This window comes from Candidatus Borkfalkia ceftriaxoniphila, from assembly GCF_004134775.1.
Classification (GTDB): domain Bacteria; phylum Bacillota; class Clostridia; order Christensenellales; family Borkfalkiaceae; genus Borkfalkia; species Borkfalkia ceftriaxoniphila.
Window position 1 is genome coordinate 1098233 of record NZ_SDOZ01000002.1, and the last position, 24467, is coordinate 1122699.

Sequence of the window (24467 nt, forward strand, 5' to 3'; positions counted from 1 at the left end):
AGGAATCAGATGAAAAAGAGGTTTTTGACGGCATTTTTGTCCGTGATGATGGTATTTTGCCTGTCTGTTTCGGCAACGGCGTTTCTCGCTTCGGCGGCCGCCGTGCCCGACGACGATACCTATACGACGAACGTCGATCTGACGGACAAGAGCAATTTCAAAGGCGTGTTCGCGGGATCGGGCAACAAGGTGATCGCGGGCGAGGCCGATGAGATCTGGGATTTCGATACGCAGAACAAGACGATCACGTCCAAAGGCGACCTTTCGACGAACGACGAGGTATGGTCGAATTTCTACTATCTGTATTACGACAAAGCGGACTACAAGAATTTTTATATGGAAGTCACCTTACAGCACGTGGGGGATAGGGCGGGCTGGAGCGGCCTTTGCTTCGGCGTGGAAAATACCGCCAAACCCGCCAAAGATAGTGCGAATCCCAAAGGCGGTCTGACATTTGTACAGGGTGACGGCGTTTATACCTGGCACGATCAGCAAATCAACAACACCGAATGGAACGATACGCATATCGCGGCTAAGGATTTCAACGGCCTTTCCGATACCGTACATAAACTGAAAGTGTACAAAAACCACATTCAGTACTGGCTGAACGACGAAGACCCCATCGTTGTCGATCTGCAGCCGGGCGACGAGGCCTTGACCTCGGGCAAAGTGGGCGTCGCCGTGACCAACAAGACGGTTTCCGTCAAATCTTTCAAGGTGACCTATCTCAAAGCGGACGGCACCGTCGGCACCGACGAAACGATCCCCGCCACGGATATAGAAGTTTCGGGCATCGAAAACAACGGAAAAGCCACGGTCGGCACACCCGTCCCCGTTACCGTCAACGTGCTCCCCAAGGGGTCGGACGGCGAATACACCTTTACGAGCGACAAGGACGGCGTCTACCTCACGGACGGAAAACTGCTCTTCAAAAACACGGGCGAGTACAACGTGACCTTTACAGCCAAGAGCAACCCCGAAATCAAAAAGACTTTTAAGATCACCGCGGAAGACGCCGACAGAACGGGTTATATCGCGTATCCGCTCACCGAAGAGGGTATGAGTGCGTTTGAGTCGATCGGCATTGCAGGCAACTCGGGCAACGGCGGCGCCGCCGCGAAATGGGACGATCTGTTCACCTTGCAGGACGGCGTGCTCGCGCGCAAAGTCACCGCGGCGGGGCAGGTCGGCAACGATTACGGCGTACTGTATTTCAACAACCGCGACCGCAAAAATTTCGAACTCGTTTACAGCGCCAAGGGCAATTCCGACAACGGTTGGTTCGGCGCGTTTTTCGCCATGACAAACAAGACGCAGGCGGGCAACCAGACGGGCGGCTCTGCCTTTATGCAGAACGCTTCCGCGGCGCACAACGCCACCATCTGGGGCGGCACTCCCGTAGGCGGCCCGTACGAGGGCGGCTCTCCTTCCTACGTGCAGAACGAATTCAGCACTTTTAAACTGCGCGTATTCGAAGGGCAGATCGATTTCTTCGTAGACGACATGGTCACGCCCCGCATCAGCAAAACGGTAGAGGGCGATCTGACGGGCGCCATCGCCCTGTTTGCGGACGGCGGCTGCAACGCGCAGTTCAAGGACGTCTATTTCGGAATGCTCGACGATGAGGGCAATCTGATCGACTACAAAGCGGTGGAAAGCGTTTCCATTGCCAACAAGGCGCAGACCGCTTACGTCGGCGACAAACTCGACCTGACGGCGAACGTTTTGCCCGCCGACGCGACCGATAAGAGCGTCGCATTCTCTTCGAGCGATCCGACCGTCGCGGCGGTCAACGCCGAGGGAAAAGTGACCTTCCTGTCCGAAGGCACGGTCACCATTACCGCCTCTTCTAAGGACGACGCGTCCAAAAAAGACAGTTTCACCGTCACGGTGAGCAAGAAAGTCACGGACGTTGCGGTGACTTCCGTTTCCATACAGAACAAACCGACCGCCGCGACGGTTGGCGACAAACTGACGCTGACCGTCAAAGTCAGCCCCGACAACGCGACGAACAAAAACCTCGCGTTCGAATCGAGCGACAAGACCATCGCGACCGTATCCGAAACGGGCGTCGTCACGTTCCTCAAAGCGGGCAGTGTGACCATCACCGTCAAGTCCGAGGCGGATAGTTCCAAGAGCGATTCTTTCACCGTGACCGTTTCCGAAAAGAAAGAGGAAAAGAGCGGCTGCGGTTCGAGCGTCGCGGCGGCGTCGATGATTTTCGCGGCGGGCGCGCTGGCGGCGGCCGTGCTCGTCATCGCCAAAAAGAGAGCCGAATAAAAGGAGTTCTATGAAAAAAATCATATCCTGCTGTATGGCAGCCTGTCTCACCCTCGGCGCGCTGATGCTTGGCGCGTGCGGCGGGGGACGCGAATCGGGAGGAGTCAAAAATATGTTGCCCATCGAATATACGCCCAGTTCGTACGATAAGGGAACGGCGGATTCCAAAGTCGTTCTCTCCGTGCCCGGAAAGACTGTTTCCACGGGCGACGAGATCACCGCGACCGTGAAAATTTCCTCCAAGACCAAGTTCGAAGAGGGCTACGAATCGGTGTATTATATCGTGGACTGGGGCGACGGTACCTGGGCGTACCAGGGCCCCGGCTTGCAGAGCGCGAGCAAGCAGTCGAGCGTCGCCGTGCCGCACACCTATAAAAAGGCAGGCGATTATAAGGTGAGCGCGACGGCCGTCGCCATGCAGAACAGCGAGGCCAACCTCGGCTGGACGGAAACCAAGACCATCAAGGTGGAGGGCAAGGATTACGAACCCGATACCATGATCCAGAACGTTTCGCCCATATCTTCCCCCGCCTACGATAAGGAGCACGGCGCGGAAAAGATCGCCGACGGCAAACCTACTTATTTTAAGTCCCAGGCGTCGAAAGACATCGACGACGAGTTATATGCGGGCTATCTGTTCGATGAAAATTACACCCTCGATACGATCGAGGTGAAAATTCCCGCCGAGGCGGATATTTTCCCTTCGAACATCGCCGTCGAGTATACGTCGGATTTCGGCGAGAGTTGGCAGAGCCTGCCCAAATACTATTACCTGTACGATTACAGCGTGGGGCGCTTTAATCCCATCATGCGTTTTCCGAATCCCAAGGGCGCGACGCTCGTTCTCAATCTCGACGGCATCGTTGCCAACGGCATACGCCTGACGCAGAAACTGAGTTCCATGAACCTGAGCGAACTCGACAAGGAAAAGTGCCTTATGGTCGAGGAGATGCGCGTGTACGGCAGTCTGCGAACCTTGCTTTACACCTCGAAAGGGCACACTTTCGACGCGGACCTCAACAATATGTGGACGATCTTCGGTACCGCCAAGACCGAACCCGTGGTGCTCGGCTCGATCATGGGCGAAACGCAGAACGCGTCGCCTTTCCGCACCGGCTCCGCGATGATCGGTTCCACCGAATGGATGGAATGGGTGGGGCTGAAATTCAACTTCACCGATTATGAAAAGGTCAACGACACTTATCTCGACCTGCTCGTCCGTATCCGCACGGGCAGCGATACCTGGTCGAACGACGACGGCTACGTCTGGGCGACGCCCGACAGCCCGCTGCATTTAAACGCCACGTTCGGCTGTCACTATTCGCTCAATCCCATTTATATCCTCGCCATCCGCAATTATCTCCTGCAGTGCAACCGTCAGGGCAAGTTCAACGACGACGGGACCGAATTCACGGAGTTTTTAAATCTTACCAACACGCAGGGGCAGTCCATTCAGTACAAAGTGGATAAGGCGATGAGTTACATGATGAACACGCTCAGCGGCAAGACGGGCATTATGACCATCAACGATCCCGCCAAGGACGGCACCACGTCGGGCATGTCCTCCAACTATTGGGACGTGCATAAAACGTTCGGCTATATGTCCGCGTACGAAAACGCATACTTCTACGCTTCTTTGCTGGCGTACGCCGATATCTACGATTTTAAGGCTGACAATTACGCGAAGAACGGGCAGAGCGCGGAGGCGGAAAAGGCGCGCGACGTAGCGGAGGAATACCGCGGCTATGCGGCAGTCACCCGCGAAAAGTACAACACGCTTTTCTGGGACGAGGCGAAAGGGCGCTATATCGGCGGCATCAACGCCGACGGCGAGCGGCTGGATTTCGGCTTCACGTACGTCAACTTTATGGCGGTGAGTTACGGCATCGCGAGCGAGGCGCAGGCGAAACAGGTGTACGACTGGGTGGACGGCGACCGTATTATCGAGGGCGATACCTCAACGGGCGAGGATATTTACGGCAAGTTCAAATACGCCGCGCGCTCCAACACGCTCGACGTGTCCACCGTGACCGACGCGAGCGGCGCCTACTACTGGTACGACCATGCGGGCGCGCTTCCCTGCACGCCTGGCTCGTTCGGCGGGTTCGGCAACCAGATGCAGAACGGCGGCACCATCTTCTATATCAGTTACTACGATCTGATGGGGCGCATAGCGGGCGTGGGCGCGGACGACGCGTTCGGCCGTTTCTCGGTCATTATGGAGGAATTCCATAAGGATTCGCTGCGCCGCAACAGTTATTCGCAGCACGGCGAGTATATCGAGGGCGTCATCGGCGAGTTCCCCGAAAGCGGGCTCGTGCCCTATGCTTTCATCAGCGGGTTTTTGGGCATCAATCCCGACGTGAAGGGCTTGAAGATCAGCCCGAATCTCCCCTCGGACATGGATTATGCGGGCATATCCGAATACTGGTACGGCAACCGCGAATATTCCATTCAGATCTCCAGAACGGTGCAAAAGCCTTCCGTCGAGATCCACGCGGGCGTTTACTACGTGACCGTGCCCGCCGACAAGACCTACTATATCACCGCCGACAATCGGCTGATCGCGGGTTAGGAGGCAGAATATGATAAAATCGAAAGGCAAAATTTTCACTCTCGCCGCGGCGTTCGCGCTGACGGCGGCGCTTACGGCGGGCGTATTCGCGCCCGCCGCCGCGGAAGAGGCGCAGTTTCCCGTTTATACGCAGGAATTTACCTCCGAAGAGGCGGTCAACGCGGACTTTTTCGCGGGCTACGTCAACGCGGTGGGCAATTCCACCGTGGCGGAACAGGTCGGACAGGACGACGGCCACTGGTTTTTGAAGGACGGCAAACTCGTACGCGAAAACAGCATCGACAAGGATGCGGGCACCTGGCGCGCAGCGATCCTGACGTACAGCAAGCAAACGTTTTCCAACTTTGAAATGGAAGTGGACTACAAGCAGGGCAACCAGACGTTCTGGTGGACGGGCGTCGCGTTCCGTCAGGCGGAGGCGGGCAAATCCTTCTTCGACGACGGCGCGGGCATCTTTGTGCAGGAGGGCGGCCAACCCACCATGTGGGGCGCCATCGGCGTGGGCGGCCCGTTCGAAAAGACGACCTATCCGAATTACGACCGAAACGCATGGCATCATCTCAAACTCACCGTGCAGGGCAATAAGGCAACGCTGTCCGTCGATTCTTACCCCGCCACCGAATGGAATCTGAACGCCTCCTTTTATCAGGAGGGCTACGTGTCCCTGATCAGCATCAACAACGATTCGGCGTACGACAATTTCAAGATCACCGAACTTCCCGAACCCGAAACGCCCGAACTTCCTGATATCCCGCCCGTAGAAGAGGCGGACACCGACGACGCGCTCGGCAAACTCTCCCAAAAGACGGATGATACTCTGATCGTCGAGCGCCCCGTCAATTACCGCAAAAAAGAGGGAGGCGGCTGTTCTTCCTCGATCGGCGCGGGCTTTGCCGCGGCGGGAAGCGCGGCCGCGGGGCTTGCGGCGCTGGCGCTCGTTTTGAAACGGAAATAGACTTGAAGACCATGGTTGCAAACATATGATATTCGATATAAAAATGTACAACACAGACCGCAGCATCATCGTGGTGCGCAGCGAAGGCTACGAATCCATCTTACGGCACAGTCACAGTTTCATCGAGATCGTGTTCGTGGAGAGCGGCCGCGCATTGCACAACGTGGGCGAAAGTTGCGTGGAGATCGAAAAGGGCGACGTGTTCGTCATCGCCACGGGCGAAGAACACAACATCCGCCCCGTCTGCAAGGAGAGCGACTTTAAGATCGTCAACGTCGTTTGTAGCCACGAACTGTTTGCGGATATCGAATTTCCCGCCCCGAATCAAGTGTTTTCCCGTCCGGAACTTCGTTACGAGGCGCAATTCGCGCTCATCGAACAGGAATTTGCGGCGGAATACGGTTCGGAAGAGATCTTATACCTGCTCGTTTGCAACCTGGTCAACTGTTTCAAGATCGAACGACTTTCCGACGAACGAAAGTCTGTGCGGGGCAAACTCTCGTCCAGGACCATCGACGACTATATCTTAAACGCGACCGCCTTCATCCAGGAAAATTACATGAAAAAACTGCTGCTCAAAGACATCGCCGACGCGGTGGGGCTGTATCCCGCGTATCTGCAGAAAATTTTTCGGGAACACCGCTCCACCAGCGTCATCGAGTATCTCATCCGCTACCGCATGGAAAAGAGTTGCCGTTTTTTGCTGGAAACCGAATTGACCGTCGAGGAGATCAGCCTGTTGGTGGGGGTGGGGGATCTGAAAAATTTTTACGTGACCTTCAAAAAATATTTCGGCTGCACGCCCGTGCAGTATCGGAAACAGCACGACCACAAATAAAATTTACAGGGAGTCAAAATCATGAACTCGGGCATGACCAAAAAAGAGCGCGTTCTGGCGGCGCTTTATAAAAAAGAGACCGACCGCATTCCCTTTTCGCCGCTTTGCGACGATTATTTCGCAAGTTCTCTGGAAAAACAGAATCATCCGTACGATTTATTGCGCGCGCTGCGCTACATCGGCGCGGATATCATCGAACGCCACAGCCCCTGCTGCGAGGTGCGCTACGGCGGCGGCATTACCGTCGAGAGCCGCGAAGTCGGCGGCGGCAAGAGAGAAACGCATTTTATCACAAAATACGGCGAGATCTACGACCGTTTTTATTTTCAGAACGGCGCCATGTACACGGAAAAACACCTTCTTTCCACGCCCGAAGACGTGAAAGTTATGACGCATATCGCCCGTAACACGCAGTATATTCCCCGTTTCGAACTGTTCGAAGAACGCAAAAAAGCGATCGGCGACGACGGCATTCCCACGCCTACGGCGCCCTGTTCGCCCCTTTTGGAAACGTTGCAGGTCTTATGCGGGCTGGAAAATACCACCTATCTTTTATTGGACGAAGAGGACGCGATGCGGGAGATGTTCGCCGCCCTCCACGAGCGCAACAAAAATTATTACCGCCTGATGTGCGATCTGGATACTCCCGTCGTATTCGCCTACGAGGACACGTCGACCACCATCATGTCGCGCGATTGGTTTCAGTCGCTCGCCGCGCCCTGCCTCAACGAATACGCAAAGATCTTGCACGGCGCGGGCAAACTGTATATTACCCATATGTGCGGCAAACTGAGCGGCTTTTCCGAGGATATCGCAAAGATTTTATCCGACGGCATAGACTCCGTCTGTCCGCCCACCACGGGCGATATGGAGTGTTGGGACGCAAAGAGCGCCTTCGGCGGCAAAGTGATCATCGGCGGCATCGAACCTTCCTCCCTCGTCATGAAATCGGAAGAGGCGATTCTGTCGCACGTATCGGAAATCTTGGAAAGAATGCGCGGCGGACGCGGCTTTATCCTCTCCACGGGCGACGCCGTGCCGCACGGCACTTCGGTTGAACTTCTCAAAAAAATTGCCGATCTCGTTGCCCGCGAAGGGTAAATCGCAGGCTCGGCTTTCAAAAAACTGAATCGCACGATGCGCGTCTCTTTCGGGGCGCGCATTTTTTTGCGGAAAATTTTGGAAAAGGTATTGACAACTCGCAGATCGTGGTATATACTTAATTAGTAAAATGATTTTACTAAATAATGTAAAGTCATAAAAAGGGGAGAGCCCGAAGGGGAGTTCTTCCGAAAAAAATCCCAGGAGGAAATTGAATGAAACGGAAACTTTTGATGGTTGTGCTCGCGTTTGCGTTCGTGCTTTCCATCGGTCTGATGGTCGCCTGCGCGGACAAGGGCGACGATCCCGTGACGGGCGGCGACATCACGCTGACTGTGGAAAACGTTCCGAAAACGGGCATGGTAGGCCGCGAAGTCAAACTGCCCGCGGCATCTGCGAGCGACTCGAAAGAGGGCGATCTCACGGACCGCGTCAAACTGAACGTCGATCTTCTGAAAGCGGACGGCACGACGAGCAAACAGATCTTATTCCGCGTCGCCGCGAACAAGGAGCAGAAGTTTACGCCTTCCGGCAACGAACTTCTCGACTATAAGATTACATATTTCGTATCCAACGACGCAGGCGACACCAAGGAAGTCAAATTCGACTTCAAGGCCGCGGCGGATACCGAAGCCCCCGTGCTGTCTTTGGACAAAAGCGGAGATTTCGCGAATTTCGACCCCGCGACGGGCGTGACGGGCGTGCGCGCCACGCAGGATATCCGTCTTCCCGGGGCGGTCGGCAAGGAGACCGCGGACGATTACGACGTGTCTTCGCGCATCGAAACGCGCGTATATCTCGCGAGCGACGCAGAGTATGCCGCGCCCATTCTGAACTTCACGGGCGGCGCGAAACAGACGTTCCGCCTCATCGAGGGAAACTATAAAGTGCGTCTGACGCTCTCCGACGCGGCGGGCAACGCTGCCGAACCCATCGAATACCCCTTGACGGTGAGCGCGCCCGATCTGTCCAAAAACCTGATCCTGGACGCGGGCAACGTGCGCTGCGGGTTCGATTCGCGCTATAACTCCACGCTGCAACAGTTGGAGATCGGCCGTACATCCTACGGCAGCCAGGCGGACGACTGCGCCGCTGCGGCGGTCGGCGTATCCAAACTGCATGAAAATTATGTGGGTATCACGCTCAATATCGATCCCTTTCAGGAGGGCGGCGAGCAGATCTACGATATCGGCTTTGTCGGCAGCAAAAACGGTACTTTGTTCTATCCCGACGGCTCCGAGGGCAGTTGGGCTCCCTATCTGATCTTACGTATCAGCGAATCGGGTACGTTCGAACTTCGCGGCACCACCGCGGGCAGCGGCTCGGAATCGGACGCGATCGTCGCGTTCACGGGCACGCTCAAAGACGCCAAGGATCATACGCTGTACATAAAACATACTTTCAACATCGACGCGGCGGATCCGAGCAAGTCGTATATCCGTTCGCAGGTTTGGGTGGACGTTACGCCCGATACCGAGATCACCGACGCGATGAAGGGCAAAAATTACGCCGAATACAAACTGGCGCGCGGCACTTCCAACGTGAAAGGGCAACTCGAATCGGGGCTGTTCGACCGTCTTGCCGACGAGGCGACGGGCGCGGGCTGGCTCACGTTCGGCGCGGCTACATTCTCCAAGAACGCGCAGGGACAGTATTACGACGATATCATGCGCATCAAGGGTGTTTCCATGTACGCCGCCGACGAAACGGAATTCGCCGTGGACATCGCCCGTCCCGTTCTGACGAGCGAAGGATCTCTGCCGCAGCGCGTGACCGTGGGCGAGACTGTGACGCTTCCCGTCTTTACGAGCACGGAAGGCGTGGTCGCGTACGACGTGTACAAATTCGATTACGCCACCCGCACGGTCGGCGAAAAACTCGCGGTGAACGAGCGGAAAGTCAAGTTCGAAGAGGCGGGCTACTATTATATCGTCGTTTCCGCCAAGGACGAAAACGGCAATATGGGCTACGCGGACCAGATCGTCATCTGCGCCGTGGAGGACAACGAGGCACCCGTCATTGACGTGGACGATACCGTTATCAACGTGAAAGTGGGCGAAGCGTTCGACATCCCCGTGGCGACCGTCACCGACAACGTGGATAAAGATCTGACCGAAAAGGTCAACGTCGGCGTGGAAGGTCCCTTCTATGCTTCGAATATCAGCGGCACGAAGACTTCCATTCTGACGGAAGGCGAACATTGGCTCGTCTACACCGTTTCGGATTTCGCCGAAAACAAGGCGGAAAAGAGAGTGAAAGTGGTGGTCAAAGGCGACGGGTTCGACGCGACGAAAAACCTCGTGGCGGACAACAAAGATTACGAAAACGGCGAACTCATCGTGGCGCCCGGCGCGCTGTACGAATACGGCGACAAGTACGTGTACGATCAGAAAGTATCCGTTCTGATGAGCACGGAATACGCGGACGGCAGCAATCAACTTTTGCAGATCAACCTGCGCGGCTCCTACGCGGACGGCAATAAGGAATGGCCCTCGGGCATCGTCATGCGTTTCGGCGCGACGGCGGATATCTCCCTCATCAAGCACGACAGCCTGATCGTTGCAAGCACCTCCAACGTGTTCAATACCGCTTATTGGAGAGGGGAAGACGTCCTTTTGCAGTATCAGGTGAAAAACATAAAGGTGGGAGACGCCGATTACGTCTGCTTTATGGTCTGGATAAACGGCAAAGCAGTGCAATACAGCGTCCAGAACAAGCCCGGCGTGGAGCCTATTCTCGTCAGCGAGAACGGCGGCGCATGGACGCAGTCTGAAAGCGGTTTTGTGGCGGTCCCCGTTTCCGTGTTCGCCGAGGGCGGCGCGGCGCCGAGGGGCAACCTCTCCGCAGGCCCTATCCGCATCGTCGGATATAACGGCTGGGTGGCGCACGTCAAAGAACTGTACGTGGGCAAGGAATATACGCAGTATCCCGCCGACCCGCAGCCGCCCGAAGGGATCGAGGCTCCCGCGAAAGTGACCGCGGCGCCCGAACTGAACGGCGAACAGGTAGTCAACGGCGCGCCTTCCGATAAAACCATCGCAAAGGGTCCGCAGGGCGAAAGCAAGGTGTATTTTAAACTCAGAAAGACGGGCGGCGAAATGTCCCTCGTTCTCACGGGCGCGGCAAGCGGCGAATGGAACAACGGCGGCGGGCTTTCGCTGCATTACCGCAACGATTATAACGGTTTCTATATGGTGACCAACGGCGGCCGCGACGACGCGGTTTCCACGCGCGACTTCTTTTTCAATACGGGCGCGCTTGCCGACGACACCGATTATTATTTCGCGGTGCAGATGAAATACGTTTACACCGACGCGTCGCAGACCCGCGTGAAGGCGATCGACGTTTCCATGTGGTTCGGCTCGAGCGAGGATGGGCTGTCAGCCGTGGAAAAAACTTTTGGCGGAGCGGCGGTCACGGGCGAAGCGGGGTACCTGAACGTGAGCGCGATGAGCACCGCGCAGATCACCTCCAACGGCATTCTCATTTTACCCTCGCCCGCAGGAACGAACACCATGACCGTTACGGGTATCCGTGCGGAACTTGCTTAAAATTTCCCGAAACGGAAGAAAAGCGGTGCTTTCACCGCTTTTCTCTTCCGAGCGTGAAGGAGTAAAACAATGAAGAAAGAAATCGCCGACGGGCAAAACGCGGAAACCGCGCAGAGCGTTCCGCTCACGGGCGCAAAAGTACTGCGCCGTCCCATGAAGAACAACTCGGTCTGGGCGCGCATTTTTAAGCGCTGGGACTTATATTTGATGATGGTCCCCGGGCTCTTGTGCCTTCTGATCTTCGCGTACGGCCCCATGTACGGCATCATTATCGCGTTCAAGGACTACAAACCTTATCTCGGGATCTTCGACAGCCCCTGGACGGACATGAACGGGTGGGCGAACTTTTACTATGCGGTCGCCTCGCGCGGATTTCTGAATCTGGTGCGCAATACCCTGATATTGGGCACCTTGAAAATGATCTTCGCGTTCCCGTCGTCCATCGTTTTGGCGCTGCTTTTGAACGAACTGCGGCTCAAATGGTTCAAAAAAGTCGTGCAGACGGTTTCATACCTGCCGTATTTCATCTCGTGGGTCATTATTTCGGGCATGCTGTACGTATTTTTGCAGAAAGATTACGGGCTGATCAACAAGGTGCTCGTAAGCCTCGGCATGGAGCCCGTGTTCTGGTACGCGGATCCCGGCAAATGGCGCGCGATCCTGACCATCACGAATATCTGGAAAAACTGCGGTTGGGGCACCATCGTCTTTCTGGCGGGCTTTACGAATATTTCTCCCGATCTGTACGAAGCCGCCACGGTAGACGGCGCGGGCCGCTGGAAACAGACGCTGCATATCTCCATTCCCGGCATTATGCCCGTCATCATGGTCACGTTCGTTCTCAGTATTTCGGGGCTCGTCAAGGACGATTTCGAGCAGATATACGCCCTCGTCGGCACGAACAGCATTCTATATGAAAAGGTAGACGTGATCAGCACCTGGGTGTACCGCCAGATCAGCAACGCAAGTTTCGAATCGTACGGCAACGGCACCGCGGTCAACCTGATGCAGAGCCTTTTAGCGCTCATTCTGACGCTGGGCGCCAACTTCGCCGTGCGACGCATGGGCTACGAAGGCATTTATTAAGGAGGGGACATGATTAAAAGAAGCAAGGGCGAAAAGGCGTTCAATGTATTCAATATCATCATTTTAACGTTCGGGGCGCTGCTCTTCATCATGCCGTACTGGCTGATCATATCCGCCTCGTTCACGGACGAACTGACGCTTTTAAAAAGCGGCGGGATCTCGCTGTTTCCCAAAAAGTTTTCCACCTACGCCTACGAATTTTTATTCACGACCAACAATTATATGCTGCTCTCCATCTGGAATTCGGTCAAAATGACGGTTCTCGGCACGCTCATCACGACATTTACCTGTCTATTGACCGCCTATCCCGTTTCCAAAAAATATCTGGTGGGGCGCAGGGGCATTATGGTGTACATCATCTTTACCATGCTGTTCGGCGGCGGGCTGATTCCCTCGTATTTATTGGTATCCAGCATCTTTCCCGATACCATGTGGGCGATCATCATTCCGGGGGCGCTCGCGCCGTATTATCTCATTCTGATACGGAATTACTTTATGTCCATTCCCGATTCGCTGGAAGAGGCGGCGACGCTGGACGGCGCGTCCAATATGCGCATATTTCTGAAAATTTATCTGCCGCTGTCCGTTCCCGTCATCGCGACCATCGTGCTCTTTTGCGCGGTTTCGGTGTGGAACAACTGGTTCGGCCCCATGCTCTATATCAGCAGCAAGGACAAATATCCCATTCAGTACATGATACAGCAACTTTTAAGTTCCGTCGACAGTATGCTCGGCGGCAGTTCCTCCACGGGGCTCATCCCCTCGGAAAGCGTAAAGATGGCCGCGGTCGTTGCGGCGTCTTTACCGATCATCATCGTCTATCCTTTCCTTCAGAAGTACTTTATCAACGGTATGATGATGGGAAGCGTCAAAGAATAAGGAGGTTTTCATGAAGAAAATAACAAAGATCCTGTTGGTTTTCCTGATTGCAGCGCTGTGCGTCGGTTCGTTTGCCGCCTGCGGCGGCGGGAGCGGCGGCATGACCAGCGACGGCCGATACATTCTGTCCGTTTACCGCGGCAGGAGCAGCGGCATGATCGACGGCAAGGACGACGCGCTCGTGACCGAGGCCATCGAGAAAAAGTTCAAAGAGGACACGGGCATCGGCATCGACTTGCAGATGACTCTGGAAACGAATACGTCCATTCCGCAGAAAGTCGATCTGGACTACTCGAAAAAAGACAAACAGATGGATCTCGTATTCCATTACGCCAGCGAGGACGTAGGCTCCGCGATCGTCAAGTACGCCAAAGAGAGCGAATCGGTTAAGGAAGTGGAGGGGCTTTTAGAACAGTACGGCCAGCATATTCTCGCCGCCATCCGCCAGGGCGATACAAACCATATCGCCGAAAAGACGGGCTACGTTCTGCAGGAAAACGGCGAATTGAAAATGACCATGATCCCAGGCGTGTACGCGGAAAAACAGTACGGTATCCTGCTCAACAAGACGTATATGAAACAGGTGCAGGATAAGACGGGGCTGGATCCCGAAACGTTCGACATTGCCAACGAAAACTATCAGAACATGAATTTCAAGCAGTTCGATACGCTCCTTCGCGCGATGAAATCCATTCCCGACGTGCAGTACTCCCTGACGGGGTATCCCTGGGATATTTCCCGCGTCATCGCGCCGACCTTCGGCGTGGACGCTATGAGTTACGGCTTGAAAGACGGCAAACTCGTCCCGTCGCAACTCACAGACGGTTTCGACCGCTATATCTCCACCATGTTCGAATGGGCGAAGGACGGCTTGTGGGCGCCCGACAGCAACAACAAGAGCGAAGTGCAGATGCGTTCGGATTTCATGATCGGCAAGAGCGGCGTGTTCATCGCCTATCCCGAGATCAACAACCTCATCCAGTTGCACCGCCAGGCGCGCGCGATGGAGGAGAATGCCGACACCGAATACATGATGATCGCACCCCTTGCGGACGTGGATGAGAACGGCGACACGCTCATCGAGAACGGGGAGCCCGTCGTGCACGGATTTTTGAAAAACAACCGCGCGTTCGGCGCCGTCATTCTTCCCATGAAATCCAAACACCCCGAGATCACCGTGCAGTTCCTCGACTGGATGTACGCCTCGCAGGAAAATTACGATCTCTGCAAATACGGCATCAAGGGGCAGCACTGGATCGAGGGCCCCGAAAAGGTCATCAACGGCGTGACCTACAAAACGTGGGAATATCCCGCCGCCAAATACGACGAATATACGCAGAATCCGCCCTATTCGGGTATGTGGGAACTTCTGCCCAATCTCAACGTATCCAACCGCGTGCGTTCGGATCTCATGGATAAGGAAATGGCATGGTACGTTGCGTGCACTTCGGAAAACGAGGCGCTCGCCAGCGTGACGGAAGGGGTTTGGCTGCCCAAGGTTTCCCGCTCGCTCGCTATGCAGGCGCAGACCGTAGACGGCAAATACGTGGAAGACATCCGTTCTTACGCCTGGACGGGGCTGACCAACAACGGCAAATCGCCCGTGGAAATTTTAAAGGACTACGTTGCGGAAGTGAGCGTTTCCTGCAAGGAATACCTCGACGCGGTGGACGCAAACTACCAGACGGCGAAACAGAAACTTGCCGAAAAGTTTGCATAAACGAAAAGGACTGCTCGCGGCCCTTCTTGACGGAGAGTGAGGCGGCGCCTCGCTCTCCCTTTTTTTGATAAGGAGAATTGTATGAAAAAAACGATCGTGTTTTTACTGACCGCGCTTCTGGTGCTCGGCACGCTGGCGGGCTGCGGCGAAACTTCGCCGCACGGCGATCCCAACGCCAACAAGACCGTGCCCGAAGGCTATAAGCGGCTGGAGATCGAACAGGATTCCAACGGAAAGCAGGTATTGGGCGTGGGGACCGAACTCGACCCGCACTTTCTTTCCTGCAACGCGGGTCTGAGCGGCACATTCCAACCCGACAGCAAAGAATCGGGCGAAAAGTGGGAAGTCAAGGCGAGCGACTGGGACGATATTTTCGTGCCGCGCATGAAAGAAATGAATTTAAAACGCATCCGCACCATGGTTTTGCCCCATTATTTCTGCCCGTCCGAAGCGGCTTACACCTCGAAGGCTTACGACTGGCAGACAACGGAGATGAAATCGCTCTATCAGGTGCTCGACACAGCCCAGGAACTGGAAATGTACGTCAATCTGACCATGTGGGGCGTGGATACTTCCCATTCCGCATGGCTCGCCGCGGGCGACAGCGGCACCTGGTGCTGCGAACCGCAGGAGGGCAAAGAGGAAATTTTTGCGGAACTGTTCGCCACCATGATCAAATATCTCAGAGAAGAAAAGGGATATACCTGTATTCAAGAGATCACGCTCTACAACGAGCCGAACTCCTTCTATAACCGCTACGGCGCGATCACGGGGCACGAATTGTACACGGAAATGTGCATCGCCACGGACGAGGCGTTCAAAGAGGCGGGCATCCGTCAGGACGTGAAATTCAACCTTTCCGACGACGCGCGCGACTCCACCTGGCTAGGCAAATCCGCGGCCACTTTGGAAGGCGTGGCGGATATCCTCAATTCGCATACCTACGATTTTACCGAAGAACACACGAACGCGCAGATCCAATACGAACTGCCAACTTATAATTTAAAGAGTTATATGGACGCCATCGAAGACAGCCCTCTGCCGCATATGTTCGGGGAATTCGGCACGGGACACGTGGAACCGCCCAGCATCGCGACCGACCGCCATACCGAAATGCGCGGCTTGCAGATCGCGCGCATCGCCGCCAATATGCTGTATATGGGCTCGTGCGGGTTCAGCCACTGGCCGCTGTTCAGCCAGTACTATAACCGCCCGTCCTCCGATTTCGTAACGGCGTATCCTTTCGAAATCATGAACATGGGATTGTGGGGCTATGCCGACGAAGATTACGCGCCCCGTCCCGTCTACTATGCGTACAGCCTGCTTTCGCGCTTTGTGCAAACGGGCGCGCACATCTACCCCGTGGAAACCAACGACGCGAACCTCGTCGCCGTCGCGCTCAGAACGGAGGAAGGGAAATGGACGTATCTCGTCGTCAACGACTCTGCGGATACCAAAAATATTGCCTTTGTCAACAACACCAAATTTCCCGCGTCGCTCAACCGCTACGTATACGAGTTGGGAAACGTGCCGACGGACGGAAAACAGATACAGTCGGATAAGACGGTCACTGCGGACGGCCGCGTCGTTTCCGACAGGCTCGGCGGCATGACGTTCGCCGTGTACAGCGATCTTGAAAGCGGAGGTCGGACATGAAAAAGCGGTTGGCAGTCTTTTTGGGACTGATGTTATTTGCGGGCGTCGCCGCGGGATGCGGCGGTCCCGCGGGCAAAAACGATACGTACCTTCTTCCCGACGGGTATAAGGAACTTGCCGTCGGCCGCGCCATGGAGAACGCGACCGACGGCATCGGCGTGGAATTCGACCCGCATTTTTTATCGCAGAATATTTCCAAGGGCGCGGCGAAAGAGGACTGGGAGATCGTCAGACGCCGCACGAAGGAACTCAAAATCCAAAAATTCCGCGTGCAGGTTTTGCCCGAGTGGTTCGAACCGGTCAACGACAACGACGATCCCGATACCGTGAATTGGGAGAATATCACCAAAGAGACCGAGGAGATGAAGTCGCTCTACGCGGTGCTCGACTTGGCGGAAGAGATCGGCGCGCACGTGAATATCACGCTGTGGGGCGTTTCCAAAACGGTAAAACTCATTCCCGGCACGCTGTCGGGTGAATTTAAAAATCCTTTCGCCGCCGAGGCGAACGGCAAAAAACATTTTTTGGGCGAGGGCAACGATTCCAACAAAAACTGGATCATGGGCGTCGCCGAAGAGATGGAAGAGGAATGGGCGGAAAGTTTTTCCATACTCGTGCAGATCCTCAAAAAAGATAAGAACTATTCCTGCGTAAAAGAGATCACGCCCGTCAATGAGCCGAGTTGGGCGTATTACGTGCAAAACGCGCAGAACCCCAAAGACGAGGCGGATTGGGACGGCTACGTGCGTATGTGCAAAAAGTTGGACGCCAAATTCAAGGCGGATCAAATACGCGACCTGGTGCTGTTCAATCTGTCGGACGACGCGGAAAATTACGACTTTCTCGCCAAAAGCGTGGAAGAACTGGGCGAGATCGCGGACCTTTTCAACTCGCACAATTATAAATTCAACCACGATACGCCCAACCAAAACATGACGGAATGGGAAGATCGCAACGCGGCGCAGACCGCGCGGGTCGGCAAGCCGCACTTTATCGGCGAATTCGGCTCCAACCAGAACCGCAGCACGAGCACCCGCCAGTACGACGTGTACACCTACGAGCGCGGCGTGTTCCTCGTGCGCTCCATGCTCAATTACTTCAACGCGGGAGCCGTGGGCATGAGTTATTGGGTGCTGTTCGACCAATATTACAACCGCGGCGCGTCGTATAACGAGTTCATGCAGTTGGGGCTGTGGTGCCATAAAAAGGATACGTACGTTTCCGAACCCGAATTGCCCGCGCCCGAAACCGATTATCAGATCCGCCCGCAGTACTACGCCTACGGACTGATGGCGAACCACGTTTCGCGCGGCTCGAAGATCTATCCGCTGCGCACGGGCGACGAACTGATCGCCGCCTCCGCCTTTTTACGCGGGGACGGCAAGTGGGTGTACGTTCTTGCCAACAGTTCCGACGCGGACAAAAAATTCGCTTTCCGCAACGAATTTTACGGCGAGTTCGACGTGTACGCCTATGCGGAAGACGCGCTGCCCGCGGGCGAAGCGATGATTGCGGCGACGGATACGGCGGCCTTTGAAAATCAGTGCATGCCCGTTACGAGCAAGGCGCACGGCGTTCTCGTACTCGTGCAAAAATAATGAAACGTTCGGCAGCATTCCTTGCGGATGCTGCCATCGTCTGCGGAGGAATTATGCAAAAAACAGACGCAAAATGGATATGGAACGCAAACACAGACTTCAACGCGCATCAGTACGCGGTTTTCCGCAAAGAATTTACTATCAAAGGCAGGTCCGCGGCGCTGCACATTACGGCGGATTCCCGCTATCAACTCTATCTCAACGGCGAATATCTCGGATTCGGACCGTTACGCGCCTATCCCGATCACTATAAAAAGGACGTCTACGAACTCGGCGGGCTGCTGAAAAAGGGAAAAAACGTCCTTTCCGTGCTCGTCGAACATTTCGGATGCGATACCTTTCAGTATCTGAAACGGGACGGCGGGCTGTTGGCGTGGCTGGAATCGGAAGGCGAAACCGTGTGGGTGAGCGATCGGTCGTGGAAAGCGGACGCCGCGCGCGAATATGCCGCGAACGTGCCGCGCATCAGCTGCCAGCAAGGCTACGAAGAGCGGGTCGACGCGCGCGCGTACTGCGGCTGGAAAGAAATTGTCTGCCGTAAAAAGATGCCGTCCGCGCTCGAATTGCGCCCTTACGACGACGGCCTGCATAAGGAATTGCAGGAGCGGGATATCCCTTTTCTCACGCGTACGCCCGTATACCCCGCGCGCCTCGTCGAAACCGAGCGCATCGTCGGGAAAAACGCTCAGGTTTGCCTCGACTACCGTAAAATTCTGCCGCGCGACGGATTCGACTGCACGCCTTGGAAGATCAGCGCGGGGCTGCTTTTCCGCGTGCGCGCCCGAAAGGCGCATGTTGCCGAAATACGTTACCGCGAATGGTATCACGAAGAGATGCTCGTCAACGGCGCGCCCGCGGACAACGGAAAGTTTTCTTTCCGCCGCGGCGAAAACTGGATTTTTCTGCGCGAAGAGGGCACGCGCCATTCGAGCGTCGTCGGTTTTTCCCTTTCGGGCGAAGGGGGACTCGCCGTCGAAAACGCATATCTCGTCGGCCCGTTTGCGCCCGATGAAAATATGACGGGCGATTTCGCACATTACAAGACGGTCGCGGGGGAATCGATCGGAACGGCGGAAAAGGAAAGTATTTTCCAAAACGCTGCCCGCGGCTGTTTGGATAAGATTCCCGAAAGATTTCTCGTCGATCTGACGAGCGATCTGATTCCCGAAAACGTGTTTTTGCAATGCTACCGCGAGCCCGCCGAACCCTGTTTCGGCGTACAGGAACGGCAGTATCTCTCCGAACGGCTCACGGCGGGCAATTCCGCCGCGTTGCAGACGGGCGGGGAAGAAATACGTTTATTGTTCGATTTCGGCACAGAACTCGTCGGGTTTCTGTGTTTGGATATTACGGCGGAAGCGGGAGCGGTTTTCGATTTCCACAATTTCGAATTCATTCAGCCCGACGGGCGGAAAAATTTCGCAGAGGGCATGAACAACACCTGCCGCTATACCGCGAAAGCGGGGCGGCAGACCTTCCGCTTTGCCGTGCGGCGCGGGCTGCGCTACTGCTACGTAACGGTGCGCGGCTGCGAGAGCGCCGTCTTTCATAAGTTGTACGTCGAGCGCTGTTCCTATCCGCAGACGGGGCGCGGCGATTTTCTTTGCAGCGACTGGAAACTCAACCGCATTTACGAAGTCGGCAAAAACACCCTCGTCAACTGCGCGGAGGATACGTTTACCGACTGCCCCACCTACGAACAGGTGCATTGGGTAGGCGATATGCGCAACGAGGCGCTCGTGCATTTTATGATGAACGGCGACAAAGCGCTCTGGCTGCGCTGTTTAAAACAAGTGGGCGAATCGCTGGAATATTCGGATATCACCCTATCGCAGGTGCCGAGCGGCTGGTTCAACGTATTGCCCTGCTGGACGTTTCTGTGGATGCGCTCAATCTGCGAATATTACCGCTATACGGGCGATCGAAAGGGCGCAAAAGAACTCGTGCCGTTCCTGCGTAAAAATTTCGAAGGCATCCGAAAACACGTCAACGGCGACGAGCTGTTTCAGATGTTCGCCTGGAATATGTTCGACTGGGCGGCGATGGACACCCCCTGCGACGGCGCGGTGACGCACCTCAACTGTTTCGCCGTGCTCGCGCTTTCCGAAACCGCCGCGTTTTTGCAGGAATTCGGCGAGCCGTGCGCCGCACAGTGCCGCACGCTCGCGGATTCGATCAACGCCGCGATCAACCGTTTGTTGTGGGACGAAAACAGGCGCGCCTATGTCGACTGCCTTCGGTATCGGGACGGGAAACGCGTTTTGAGCGAAGTGTTCAGCCAGCAGACGCAGACGATCGCCTTTATGAGCGGCGCGGCGCAAGGGGAAAGAAAGGAGCGCTGCCGTCTTTTGATGGAAGCGCCCGAAGAGGGGGTTGTGCGTGCGGGCAGTCCCTTTTTCGAATTCTTTTATCTGGAAGCGATGATGCGACGGGGCGACGATGCGGCGTTTATCGGCGATCTTTTGCGCAGTTGGGGCAAAATGATCGACACGGGCTGCGATACCTTCTGGGAAATGTGGACGTATGCCGCGCCCGACGGAAGGCTGACGCGCAGCCATTGCCACGGCTGGTCGGCCGCGCCCGTCTATTTTCTAAGCGAATACGTGCTCGGCGTCACGCCCGTCGAGGCAGGCTACAAAAAAGTGCGCATTCGTCCGCACGCCTGCGGGCTCGAATGGTGCCGCGGCGCGGTGCCCACGCCTTACGGCGACATTCATGTGCGCTGGGAAATGGTTTCGGGGGAAATGCGCCTTACGTGCAGCGTACCCGAAGGCGTGGAAATTGAATACTGATAATGATACCGGAGGTAATTATGTACGTAGTGGGGTTTGATATCGGCGGAACGAAATGCGCCGTTTTGATCGCGAAGATCGCGCAGGGAAAGGTGGATTTTCTGTCGCGCAGCCAGATCTGTACGGAAGGCTCGTGGCAGAGCATTCTGGACCGCCTTTGCGAAATTTACGAGTGCCAACTCGCGCTTCTGGAACTTTCCAAACAAGATATTACGGCGGCGGGCGTGTCCTGCGGCGGCCCGCTGAGCAGCGAAAAGGGGCTCATCCTGTCGCCGCCCAATCTGCCGGGGTGGGACAGCGTGCCCGTATGCGCCTATCTGGGCGAAAGGCTGGGGGTACCGGTCCGCCTGATGAACGACGCGGACGCGTGCGCGGTGGCGGAATGGAAATTCGGCGCGGGCGCGGGCAAGAAAAACATGATATTTTTAACCTTCGGCACGGGGCTGGGGGCGGGGCTCATCTTAAACGGCGCGCTGTACAGCGGCACCAACGACATGGCGGGAGAAGTGGGGCACGTGCGTCTGGAAAAAGACGGCCCCGTCGGCTACAACAAGGCGGGCTCGTTCGAAAGTTTTTGCAGCGGCGCGGGGATCCGCCAGATCGCGCAGAAATACGCGGCGAAATGCCTCAATCACGGCGATCCCGTCAGTTTCTGCCGCGACGCGGACTTTATCCCCAAGATAGACGCCAAGCGCGTCATCGAATGTGCGGAAGAGGGGCACGAGGACGCGATCGCCATTTTGCGCGAAACGGGCGCCTATTTCGGGAAAGGTCTTGCGGTCTTGGTGGATATCCTCAATCCCGAACTGATCGTGGCGGGCAGCGTGTTCGTGCGCGCGCACAAATTTTTGTACGACAGCGCCATGGAAACGCTCAAAGCCGAGGCGTTGGGCGCGTCGCTTGCCGTATGCCGTCTTGCGCCCGCCATGCTCGGAGAAAAAATAGGCGATTACGCGGCGGTCGTCGCGGCGACGAGGGGACAAGATGAAATTATTTGAACGTTCTTTAAACGGCGAATGGCAACTCCGCCCCGCTGGCGGCGGCAAAACTATGCGCGGCAACGTACCAGGCGACGTCAGTTACGACGCGTTTTTAAACGGCGAAAAGCCCGACTACCGCGCAGGGGACAATTATAAACTGTACGCCGACCTCGTGCAAAGCGACTTCGAATATTCCCGCGAACTGACCGTCGGGCGCGAATTGCTCGACTGCGACGACGTCGTTTTACAGTGCGACGGGATAGACACCTTTTCGGAAATTTTCGTCAACGGCGTGTCGGTGGGTAAGACCGACGATATGTTCATGCAATACAAATTTTCCGTCAAAGCGGCGCTGCGCGAGGGTAAAAACGAGATCAGAATTTTGCTGCGCTCCACCCTGAAAGAGATGGAAAAGTTTGAAAACGACCGCTACGTATCCATTTTCAACGAAAAGAGAATCTTCGTGCGCAAGGCGCAGTGCCATTTCGGCTGGGATTGGGCGCCCAACCTGCCCGGGTACGGCGTGTGGCAGGGCGTATCGCTGTACGGCGAAAACAAGTACCGCATGCGCGATATCGCCTTTTTCACCCGCCGCGACGGCAGTGTGCGCGCGGAAATTACTTGGAGTTTTTCCGATTATTTCGACGAACGCGCCAAAGACGACGAGGCGGTTTTGGAAATTTTCGGGGACGAATCGCTCACCCTTCCCGTGCTCGGTTGCAAGGATAAACTTTGCGGCAAGAAGAGCGTTCTCAATTTTCATATCCCGAACGTGCGGCTGTGGTGGCCCAACGGATACGGGAAACAGGAATTTTATTACGCCCGCGTGCAATTGATGCGCGAAGGAAAGGCGCTCGATACCGCGGTGCGGCGGTTTGCCGTGCGCGAGATCGAACTCGATCAGAGCGCGTACGACGCGCACTCCAATATCTGCCGTCTGAAAGTAAACGGCGCGCCCGTGTTCTCAAAGGGCTCCAACTGGGTGCCTGCCGACTGTTTTGCGGGCACGCTGGATGAGAACCGCTACGAAACGCTCTTGGAACTTGCGCGGCGGGCAAACTTCAATATGCTGCGCGTGTGGGGCGGCGGCTATTACGAAAAGGAAGTTTTTTACGACAAATGCGACGAAAAGGGCATCATGATCTGGCAGGATTTTATGTTCAGTTGCTGTGATATTCCCTATGATTCCTTTGAATTTATCGAAAAGATCACCGAGGAATCGGAAAACGTATTCGCCCGCCTTCGCGCTCACGCGTGTATCGCGCTCATATGCGGCGGCAACGAACTCAAAGGCACGCTCGACCCGACCGAAGAGCCCGTGTACGGTCTGCCGTTCGTCGATTATTTTCTGCGCGGCATCGCGCAGAAATGGTTTCCCGATCTCCCTTACGTCAATCAAAGTCCTTTCGGGTTTACCGAAGTCGCCAACGACCTTCAAAACGGAGACACGCATACCAACTGCTACGAAGAGGCGATCATCGGCGGAGATATGGCAAAATACCGCGGCGTGCTGGCGAAAAACCGCGCGGCGTTCTTTTCCGAGTGCGCGGTTCTGGGGCCCTGCCGCTACCGTTCCCTGAAAAAATTCATGCCCGCGGAGAAACTGTGGCCGCTCAACGATCTGTATACCGAGCGCTTTGTGTCGAATCCCTATTCGCCCTGCCCGCTCACCTTTGCCGAGCGGGAACTTTTGACGGCGCGCCAACTGTTCGGCGCCGTAAATAACGCGCGGGAGTTCTGTCACAAAGGCATGCAGGCGCATTACGAAATTTTGAAGAGCGAGATCGAGCACGCCCGCGCGCAGCGTTTTTGCGGCGGCTTTATGAACTGGATGTACAACGATATCTGGCCCACGGGCACCTGGTCGGTGGTGGACTACTATCTGGAACCGAAATCCGCGTACTACGCCATGCGGGAGGCGTTCCGCCCTCTGCACGCCTTTTTTACAAAGGAAACGGGCGGATTCCGCGTCAACGTCGTCAACGATACGATGCGCGAAGCCGCGGGCACGCTCACGCTGTGCGGCAAGCGGCTCGGCGGCGAAATTTTATGGCGCGAGCAGAAGTTTGTGCGCGTCGGTACCGCGAATATCGCCTTTTTCCCCATGCTTGCGGGCAGGGAGCGCGCCGACTACTGGACGGCGGAATTTGCCGCGGAAGGGGAAATTATCAAGAGCGTGTATTTCCCGAATTTATGGAAACTGCCCTTTCAAAGCGACTATACGTACGAGGTCGCGGAAACGAATGGGGGATACTTTGTGGATATCCGCGCCCGCGCGTTCGCCCGCGCCGTAAGCCTTGACGTCGCCAAAGAGAACGCGCGCGTTTGGTATTCGGAAAACTTTTTCGACCTCGAGGCGGGGGAAACGCGCCGCGTATTTTTGGAAACGAGTGAAACGTTGCGCGCGGAGGATATCCGCGTGAGCGATTTTACGAAATTGCCCGAAGAATAAAAAA

14 protein-coding genes are annotated in these 24467 nt (G+C 55.8%); all 14 read left to right on the forward strand.

From position 1 onward, the window contains the following. Positions 1 to 9: 9 nt before the first annotated feature. The 14 genes from ESZ91_RS05165 to ESZ91_RS05230 all read left to right on the forward strand — a co-directional run bounded on the left by ESZ91_RS05165 (position 10) and on the right by ESZ91_RS05230 (position 24463). A complete protein-coding gene (locus ESZ91_RS05165) occupies positions 10 to 2280 on the forward strand; it encodes an Ig-like domain-containing protein (protein WP_161971062.1) in 2271 nt (756 codons plus the stop codon). 10 nt (positions 2281 to 2290) lie between these two features. Further along, positions 2291 to 4855 (forward strand): PKD domain-containing protein, encoded by a 2565-nt coding sequence (locus ESZ91_RS05170; protein WP_129224788.1) that lies wholly within the window; start codon positions 2291 to 2293, stop codon positions 4853 to 4855. 10 nt (positions 4856 to 4865) lie between these two features. Next, positions 4866 to 5810 (forward strand): family 16 glycoside hydrolase, encoded by a 945-nt coding sequence (locus ESZ91_RS05175; RefSeq protein WP_129224790.1) that lies wholly within the window; start codon positions 4866 to 4868, stop codon positions 5808 to 5810. Between the two features lie 25 nt (positions 5811 to 5835). After that, a complete protein-coding gene (locus ESZ91_RS05180) occupies positions 5836 to 6648 on the forward strand; it encodes a helix-turn-helix domain-containing protein (RefSeq protein WP_129224792.1) in 813 nt (270 codons plus the stop codon). A gap of 21 nt (positions 6649 to 6669) precedes the next feature. After that, positions 6670 to 7749 carry a uroporphyrinogen decarboxylase family protein gene (locus tag ESZ91_RS05185; RefSeq protein ID WP_129224794.1) on the forward strand — a complete coding sequence of 360 codons (1080 nt, stop codon included), beginning with the start codon at positions 6670 to 6672 and terminating at the stop codon, positions 7747 to 7749. A 215-nt stretch (positions 7750 to 7964) separates the two neighbouring features. After that, positions 7965 to 11300: a hypothetical protein gene (locus tag ESZ91_RS05190; protein WP_129224796.1), complete on the forward strand. Its 3336-nt coding sequence runs from the start codon at positions 7965 to 7967 to the stop codon at positions 11298 to 11300. Between the two features lie 69 nt (positions 11301 to 11369). Continuing rightward, positions 11370 to 12386 carry an ABC transporter permease gene (locus ESZ91_RS05195; protein ID WP_201270856.1) on the forward strand — a complete coding sequence of 339 codons (1017 nt, stop codon included), beginning with the start codon at positions 11370 to 11372 and terminating at the stop codon, positions 12384 to 12386. 9 nt (positions 12387 to 12395) lie between these two features. Continuing rightward, positions 12396 to 13265 carry a carbohydrate ABC transporter permease gene (locus tag ESZ91_RS05200; RefSeq protein WP_129224798.1) on the forward strand — a complete coding sequence of 290 codons (870 nt, stop codon included), beginning with the start codon at positions 12396 to 12398 and terminating at the stop codon, positions 13263 to 13265. A 10-nt stretch (positions 13266 to 13275) separates the two neighbouring features. Beyond that, the gene (locus tag ESZ91_RS05205; protein WP_129224800.1) at positions 13276 to 14985 is read left to right on the forward strand and encodes a type 2 periplasmic-binding domain-containing protein; all 1710 of its coding nucleotides are present in this window, start codon (positions 13276 to 13278) and stop codon (positions 14983 to 14985) included. Between the two features lie 81 nt (positions 14986 to 15066). Then, positions 15067 to 16641 carry an LptM family lipoprotein gene (locus tag ESZ91_RS05210; RefSeq protein ID WP_129224802.1) on the forward strand — a complete coding sequence of 525 codons (1575 nt, stop codon included), beginning with the start codon at positions 15067 to 15069 and terminating at the stop codon, positions 16639 to 16641. After that, positions 16638 to 18239 (forward strand): glycoside hydrolase, encoded by a 1602-nt coding sequence (locus ESZ91_RS05215; RefSeq protein WP_129224804.1) that lies wholly within the window; start codon positions 16638 to 16640, stop codon positions 18237 to 18239. The genes ESZ91_RS05210 and ESZ91_RS05215 overlap by 4 nt, the downstream gene beginning before the upstream one ends. Before the next feature lie 53 nt (positions 18240 to 18292). Next, a complete protein-coding gene (locus tag ESZ91_RS05220; RefSeq protein WP_161971063.1) occupies positions 18293 to 21031 on the forward strand; it encodes a family 78 glycoside hydrolase catalytic domain in 2739 nt (912 codons plus the stop codon). Between the two features lie 17 nt (positions 21032 to 21048). Beyond that, entirely contained in the window at positions 21049 to 22029 is a 981-nt protein-coding gene (locus ESZ91_RS05225; protein WP_129226262.1) for an ROK family protein, read from the forward strand. After that, a complete protein-coding gene (locus ESZ91_RS05230) occupies positions 22016 to 24463 on the forward strand; it encodes a beta-mannosidase (RefSeq protein WP_129224808.1) in 2448 nt (815 codons plus the stop codon). The genes ESZ91_RS05225 and ESZ91_RS05230 overlap by 14 nt, the downstream gene beginning before the upstream one ends. Positions 24464 to 24467: the final 4 nt, after the last annotated feature.

What these genes read in the sequence shown, in the direction of transcription:
- ESZ91_RS05165 (WP_161971062.1), top strand. Translation starts at nt 10, where the DNA reads ATGAAAAAGAGGTTTTTGACGGCATTTTTGTCCGTGATGATGGTATTT.
- ESZ91_RS05170 (WP_129224788.1), top strand. Translation starts at nt 2,291, where the DNA reads ATGAAAAAAATCATATCCTGCTGTATGGCAGCCTGTCTCACCCTCGGC.
- ESZ91_RS05175 (WP_129224790.1), top strand. Translation starts at nt 4,866, where the DNA reads ATGATAAAATCGAAAGGCAAAATTTTCACTCTCGCCGCGGCGTTCGCG.
- ESZ91_RS05180 (WP_129224792.1), top strand. Translation starts at nt 5,836, where the DNA reads ATGATATTCGATATAAAAATGTACAACACAGACCGCAGCATCATCGTG.
- ESZ91_RS05185 (WP_129224794.1), top strand. Translation starts at nt 6,670, where the DNA reads ATGAACTCGGGCATGACCAAAAAAGAGCGCGTTCTGGCGGCGCTTTAT.
- ESZ91_RS05190 (WP_129224796.1), top strand. Translation starts at nt 7,965, where the DNA reads ATGAAACGGAAACTTTTGATGGTTGTGCTCGCGTTTGCGTTCGTGCTT.
- ESZ91_RS05195 (WP_201270856.1), top strand. Translation starts at nt 11,370, where the DNA reads ATGAAGAAAGAAATCGCCGACGGGCAAAACGCGGAAACCGCGCAGAGC.
- ESZ91_RS05200 (WP_129224798.1), top strand. Translation starts at nt 12,396, where the DNA reads ATGATTAAAAGAAGCAAGGGCGAAAAGGCGTTCAATGTATTCAATATC.
- ESZ91_RS05205 (WP_129224800.1), top strand. Translation starts at nt 13,276, where the DNA reads ATGAAGAAAATAACAAAGATCCTGTTGGTTTTCCTGATTGCAGCGCTG.
- ESZ91_RS05210 (WP_129224802.1), top strand. Translation starts at nt 15,067, where the DNA reads ATGAAAAAAACGATCGTGTTTTTACTGACCGCGCTTCTGGTGCTCGGC.
- ESZ91_RS05215 (WP_129224804.1), top strand. Translation starts at nt 16,638, where the DNA reads ATGAAAAAGCGGTTGGCAGTCTTTTTGGGACTGATGTTATTTGCGGGC.
- ESZ91_RS05220 (WP_161971063.1), top strand. Translation starts at nt 18,293, where the DNA reads ATGCAAAAAACAGACGCAAAATGGATATGGAACGCAAACACAGACTTC.
- ESZ91_RS05230 (WP_129224808.1), top strand. Translation starts at nt 22,016, where the DNA reads ATGAAATTATTTGAACGTTCTTTAAACGGCGAATGGCAACTCCGCCCC.